Source organism: Mesorhizobium sp. M0571 (genome assembly GCF_040320985.1).
In the GTDB taxonomy this organism is placed as follows: Bacteria; Pseudomonadota; Alphaproteobacteria; order Rhizobiales; family Rhizobiaceae; genus Mesorhizobium.
In genome coordinates this window covers 1-5,295 of sequence record NZ_JAMYQT010000113.1, presented here as the reverse complement: position 1 = coordinate 5,295, position 5,295 = coordinate 1, and the positions used below count along the sequence as shown (strand labels likewise).

The 5,295-nt window shown below is 61.6% G+C and carries 6 protein-coding genes and 3 pseudogenes; all 9 read left to right on the top strand.

What is annotated here, in order from left to right:
• Positions 1–645: 645 nt before the first annotated feature.
• Positions 646–1,268 (top strand): annotated as a pseudogene (locus tag NKI85_RS37400) (IS256 family transposase); the annotation flags it as partial.
• 134 nt (positions 1,269–1,402) lie between these two features.
• Positions 1,403–1,579, top strand: coding sequence for a hypothetical protein (locus NKI85_RS38130; protein WP_502896259.1), 177 nt, complete (start codon positions 1,403–1,405; stop codon positions 1,577–1,579).
• A gap of 11 nt (positions 1,580–1,590) precedes the next feature.
• The gene (locus tag NKI85_RS37390) at positions 1,591–2,331 is read left to right on the top strand and encodes an ABC transporter ATP-binding protein (protein ID WP_352532646.1); all 741 of its coding nucleotides are present in this window, start codon (positions 1,591–1,593) and stop codon (positions 2,329–2,331) included.
• Positions 2,328–2,807: an ABC transporter ATP-binding protein gene (locus NKI85_RS37385; RefSeq protein WP_502900789.1), complete on the top strand. Its 480-nt coding sequence runs from the start codon at positions 2,328–2,330 to the stop codon at positions 2,805–2,807. Before NKI85_RS37390 ends, NKI85_RS37385 begins: the two co-directional genes overlap by 4 nt.
• A gap of 37 nt (positions 2,808–2,844) precedes the next feature.
• Positions 2,845–3,039 (top strand): hypothetical protein, encoded by a 195-nt coding sequence (locus NKI85_RS38125; protein ID WP_502900788.1) that lies wholly within the window; start codon positions 2,845–2,847, stop codon positions 3,037–3,039.
• Position 3,040: 1 nt separating this feature from the next.
• Positions 3,041–3,910, top strand: coding sequence for a branched-chain amino acid ABC transporter permease (locus tag NKI85_RS37380; protein ID WP_352780871.1), 870 nt, complete (start codon positions 3,041–3,043; stop codon positions 3,908–3,910).
• Positions 3,907–4,311, top strand: a pseudogene (locus tag NKI85_RS38120) (ABC transporter permease subunit); the annotation flags it as partial. The gene NKI85_RS37380 and the pseudogene NKI85_RS38120, both read left to right, overlap by 4 nt.
• Before the next feature lie 249 nt (positions 4,312–4,560).
• A pseudogene (locus NKI85_RS37370) lies at positions 4,561–4,752 on the top strand (ABC transporter permease subunit); the annotation flags it as partial.
• 206 nt (positions 4,753–4,958) lie between these two features.
• Positions 4,959–5,295 (top strand): ATP-binding cassette domain-containing protein (locus NKI85_RS37365; protein WP_352780868.1); only part of this gene is annotated, 337 nt, incomplete at its 3' end.

Genomic DNA, 5,295 nt, shown 5'->3' with positions numbered 1-5,295 from the left:
ACGCTGGCGTTCTAGGGTCAAACTCTACCAACTGGCTGCCGCCAATGGCCGAGATGGATGGTTTGTTGCTGTTCGCCTCGTCCACTGGAACGAGTAAGGTGCGCCAGGAGCGGAAGCTTAGCAGGGGTCACGCCAGCGCCCAGTTAGCGCTACCAAGCAGACCTTCAGCCTGTGCCGGAAGCGGGGCCCGGCTTACCAAGTGGCATATCCAGGAAGCGCGTCCTCTCCTCAGCTAGGCACCGTTTTCGGCTCTACGCTATACCTGCGCGACGAGCCCCTTCCTTAATCGCAGCGAGGGCCAGAGGATTGGTGACGGGATAGGTTCGGATGAAGTTCTCGACGGTGAACCTTGGAAACTCGACGGCAATCCGCCTGGCGATCGACTGCCCCTGCGCCGGCTCTTGAGCAGCGCGTGGCACCGGGCACGGAACATCAGAGTGACGGGAATATCCGGCGGACTTTGGCACAGCGACGACAGACTGTCGGCATAGCGACCGGCGACGAACCGCGCCCGGGCGAGCTGCGCGTAGTACCAACTCGGAGCCTGGGTAATGTGCTGAGAGTTCTGCAAATTCGCTGAGAGGGGGCGGTCATGGCAGGCTGGTGATGTCCAACGTCACCTGATTCCCGCGAAGGAACGCCACCATGACCAAGACTGAAAGTAAACCGCCAGCGCCGCCGTCAAAGACATTCTGCTTTCGGATCCGCAAGGTCTGCACGAAGTGATCCGTACGGTGATGCAGGAGGTGCTCGAGGCCGAGATGGACGAGGCTCTGGGTGCTTCGAAAGGCGAGCGCACACCGGAGCGTCTCGGCTACCGCTCGGGTTATTATGGCCGCACCCTTGTCACCCGTGTCGGCAAGCTGGAGCTGCGGGTTCCGCAGGACCGGGCCGGCCGCTTCTCCACCGAGCTGTTCGAGCGTTACCAGCGTTCGGAGCGGGCCCTGGTGGCCACGCTTGCGGAGATGAATGTGCAGGGCGTTTCGACCCGGAAGGTCAAGGCGATCACGGAAGAGCTGTGCGGCCATGCCTTCTCGGCCTCATCGATCTCGGCCATCAACAAACGCCTAGAGGAGAGCCTGAAAGCGTTTGCCGAGCGCCCGCTTCAAGAGCCTTTTGCCTACCTCATCCTCGATGCCTGCTACGAGAAGGTGCGCGAAGCCGGCATCGTCATGAGCCAAGCGGTGCTGATCGCGGTCGGCATCGACTGGGACGGCCGGCGCCAGATCCTGGCCGTGGAGATGGCCAATATAGCCGGGCGACCGGCAAACAGTGGACCCAACCGATCGGCTTTGCCCACGCGTTGTTCGAAGTCGCGGCAGACGTCTTGAAGCGTGCAGGCGAGCCTGGCGATGCGGGTGCGATTATCGCTGCCATATCAGATACCTCTCTGGATACGATTGTGGGAAAGGTCGACTGGAAGAACTCGACCATCAAAAACGTCGCCAAGACGCCGCTTGTCGGCGGTCAATGGCGCCGCACCCCAAACGGACCCCACGCCTACGACCTTGTCATCACGTCGAACCAGACGGCTCCGGAAATTCCGGCCGGGGCCGATTTCGAGGAACTTACCTATTAGGTCGTCGGCTCATGTTGCACATGGAGATCAAAGGGCTGCGCAAGTCGTTTGGTGCGGTGCGCGTCGCGGACGGAATTGACCTTGGTGTCGGGCGGGGAGAAGCCATTGGGATCATTGGACCCAATGGCGCGGGCAAGACCACCTTTTTCAATCTGATCGCGGGAGACGTGCACGGCGAAGCCGGCACGGTCGTCTTCAAGGGAGACGATGTGACGCGCTGGGGCGCGCGGCGAAGGGCGCGCGCCGGCATGGCGCGCACGTACCAGATCCCGCAGCCATTGAATGGCATGACGGTCTACGAGAACGTGCTGGTCGGTGCGGTCTTTGCCGGCGGCCGCTCTCAAAGCCAGTCCCGCCAGCACTGCGAGGAGATCCTCCGACAGACACACCTGTCGGAACTTGCCAACGATGCGGCAAGCTCGCTCTCGCTGCTGAACCGCAAAAGACTTGAGTTGGCGCGAGCACTGGGTTCGTCGCCCGAACTCCTTCTGCTCGACGAGATCGCGGGTGGACTGACAGACGCCGAGTGTTCCGATCTGGTGAAGACAATCCTCGACATCAATGCGCGCGGCGTGACGGTCATTTGGATCGAGCACGTGGTCCATGCGCTGCTTGAGGTCGTAGGCCGCCTGGTCGTACTCAACGCCGGCTCGGTTCTGAGGGACGGCGAACCCCATCAGGTCATGCGGTCGCCGGACGTGCGCGAAATCTACCTCGGCGTCGAACCGGAACCCGACGGAGCCGCATCATGACGCTGTTGCATGTCGAAGATCTGAACGCCTTCTATGGCGACCTTCAGGCGCTGTTCGGCATTGGACTGGCTGTAGGGGAGGGGGAGTGCATCGCGGTCATCGGTTCAAACGGAGCTGGCAAATCGACACTCCTCAGGTCGTTAGCCGGGCTGCACCGCGGTAAATCAGCCAAACGACTGAACTTCGCGGGCAGGGAGGTCGGCATGTTGGAGGCGAATGAAATCGCCGCGTTCGGCATGACGCTCGTACCGGAGGGACGGCGGCTTTTCTCTTCCCTTACGGTCGAGGAGAACCTGACGATCGGCCGATCGGCTGGCCGCGTCGGATACTGGAACCTTCCGCGCATCTACGAGCTGTTTCCGATGTTGCCGGAGCTTGCGCGGCGTCAGGTGACGAGGCTTTCTGGCGGGCAGCAGCAGATGGTCGCGGTGGGCCGTGCGTTGATGACAAACCCAACACTCCCTTCTGTGCGATGAGATTTCACTTGGTCTGGCGCCTGTCGTCGTCAAGGGAATGTACGAAAACTTCAGGCGGGTGCGCGGCCAGGGCACGGCACTGGTCGTTGTCGAGCAGGACATCGGCCAGGCTCTTTCGGTCGCCGACCGCATCTACTGCCTGCGCAGGGGCGCCGTCGCGCTGAGCGGGCGGCCCGCCGAATTCACACGGGATCAAATCGCCGCTGCATACTTCGGCGTGGCGGAGGCATGACATGACCAATCCAGCCGACATCATCGTTCAAGGGATCCTTCTCGGAGGCCTCTATGCCCTTTTCGCGACCGGCCTTTCTCTGGTGTTCGGGGTGATGAGGCTGGTGAATCTGGCCCATGGCGATTTTATCGTCGTCGCAGCATTCGCGGCCTTCTCCGTCGTTTCGGCCGTCCCGATCCACCCTTTCGTGGCGATCGCCGCCGTCGCGCCGTTGATGGCCGGCCTCGGCTATCTCCTCCAGCTTGGCCTGTTCAACCGGCTGCTTGGCAACGATCCGCTTCGTCCGCTGCTGGTGACGTTCGGAGTCTCGGTCGTTGTGCAGAACGCGCTGCTGATGATCTTCTCCGCCGATACGCGCCGCCTTTCTGCCGGCTCGATCGAAACGCAGAGCATCAACGTCGGCGCAGCTTCGGTTGGCGTGTATCCAGTTGTCGTGTTGTCGACAGCGTTGGCCGTGACGATGGCACTGCAGTGGATCTTCTATTCAACTGCCCTTGGGCAAAGGCTTCGCGCGACATCCGACGATTCCGAGATCGTCGGCCTGGTCGGGATCAATCACCTGCGGGTCTTTGCGATTGCCAGCGCCATCGCATTCGCGGTGATCGGCGTCGCGGGCGTTCTGATGGCCGTGCGAGGCAACTTCGATCCTTTCATGGGCCCCGCCCGCCTCCTCGTGGCCTTCGAAGCCGTCATCATCGGCGGTCTCGGCAATTTTTGGGGCACTCTCGCCGGGGGTCTTGTGATCGGGCTTGCCCAGTCGATCGGCGCGGCCGTCGATCCAGCCTACCAAACGATAGCCGGTCATATCGTCTTTTTCGCCGTCTTGTTGCTTAGGCCGAACGGCCTCTTCCCGAAGGTAGCGCACCAATGAACGAGACAAGCGGAGCGCTGCAAGCAAGCCGCTCACAGATCGACGCCCATCCCGCCGGCAGTTCCGAACTGCAGGTCACGGTGCGCACGACGTTGGGAATCGTTTGTTTGTGCACGCTCCTCGCGTCCGCGCCTTGGATGCTCGATTTGGCGGCCTTGCGTTTCACCACCGATTTCCTCGTTTACCTATCCCTCGCGGCAATATGGAACCTGCTCGCCGGCTACGGCGGGATGATATCCGTCGGACAACAGGCCTATATCGGTATCGGCGGATATGCGTTCTTCGCCTCACTTGTATTCTTCGGTCTGCCATTGCCCGCTTCGATCCTCATCGCCATGGCTTCGTCCGCCGCCGCGGCGCTTGTGTTTGCGCCGCTGCTCCTTCGCCTGAAGGGACCGCATTTTGCCATCGGGGACATGGGTCATGGCCGAACTGTGCCTGCTCGCGGTCGCCAATATGCCATACCTTGGAGGCGGTTCCGGAATGAGCCTTCCGGCGAGCGTCGCCAGACAGATCGCGGCAGACCGGGCCGGTCGCGAAGCGGTGATCTTCTTCTGCGCGCTTCTGCTGGCCTTCTCGTCGATTGCCGGCTCGGCAGCCATTTGAGCCGGAGCGAGAAGATGTAAATCGCGATCAACCCAAACCAGAAGGTCGGGATCGACCGCGTCAGCGCCCGCAACGCCGGCATTCCGACAGACCGCGTGACCATTGCGCTGTTTGTGTTGTCCGCAGTCAGCGCCACTTTTGTCGGGATCTGTCAGGCGATCCTGTTCAATTCCGCCCAGGTCTCCGGTGGCATGAGCTTTATCTTCAACGCCATCGTGTCCGTGGTCGTGGGCGGCGGGCGGTTATGATGAATCAGTCCTTCCGCGACCTGGCTCTGTATTTCAGGCCGCGGCGCGAGCGAAGCGTGCCGCGGGAGCCAGCAAACCCATGAAAAATGATCTGCTACAGCAGCCAAGCATCGATCAACGAGCACCGACCTTCAATTTCCTCGCCGATCAACAGTGTCAGGCCAGCCGGATCGCAGATGGGAGATGTGCCCGCCATGAACGACAAACCTGCCATTCTCGAACTGAGGAACGTCAACAAATCCTTCGGTCCGATCGATGTCCTGCACGATATTTCGCTGAAGGTGCGCGCCGGCGAAGTGCTTTGTCTGCTCGGTGACAACGGCGCCGGCAAGTCGACCCTCATCAAAACGCTGGCCGGTGTCCACAAGCCCAGCAGCGGCCAGATACTGATGGATGGTCAGCCGGTGACCTTCACCGGGCCGAGTGACGCGCAGGGACGGGGCATCGCCACGGTGCATCAGTTCGGCGGCACGTTCCCGCTGATGAGCATCGGGCGGTCCTTCTTCGTCGGCGTCGAGCCGACCAAAGGTT

Excerpts from the sequence above, each read along its gene's own strand:
- NKI85_RS37390 (WP_352532646.1), top strand. The coding sequence starts at position 1,591 with ATGTTGCACATGGAGATCAAAGGGCTGCGCAAGTCGTTTGGTGCGGTG.
- NKI85_RS37385 (WP_502900789.1), top strand. The coding sequence starts at position 2,328 with ATGACGCTGTTGCATGTCGAAGATCTGAACGCCTTCTATGGCGACCTT.
- NKI85_RS38125 (WP_502900788.1), top strand. The coding sequence starts at position 2,845 with ATGTACGAAAACTTCAGGCGGGTGCGCGGCCAGGGCACGGCACTGGTC.
- NKI85_RS37380 (WP_352780871.1), top strand. The coding sequence starts at position 3,041 with ATGACCAATCCAGCCGACATCATCGTTCAAGGGATCCTTCTCGGAGGC.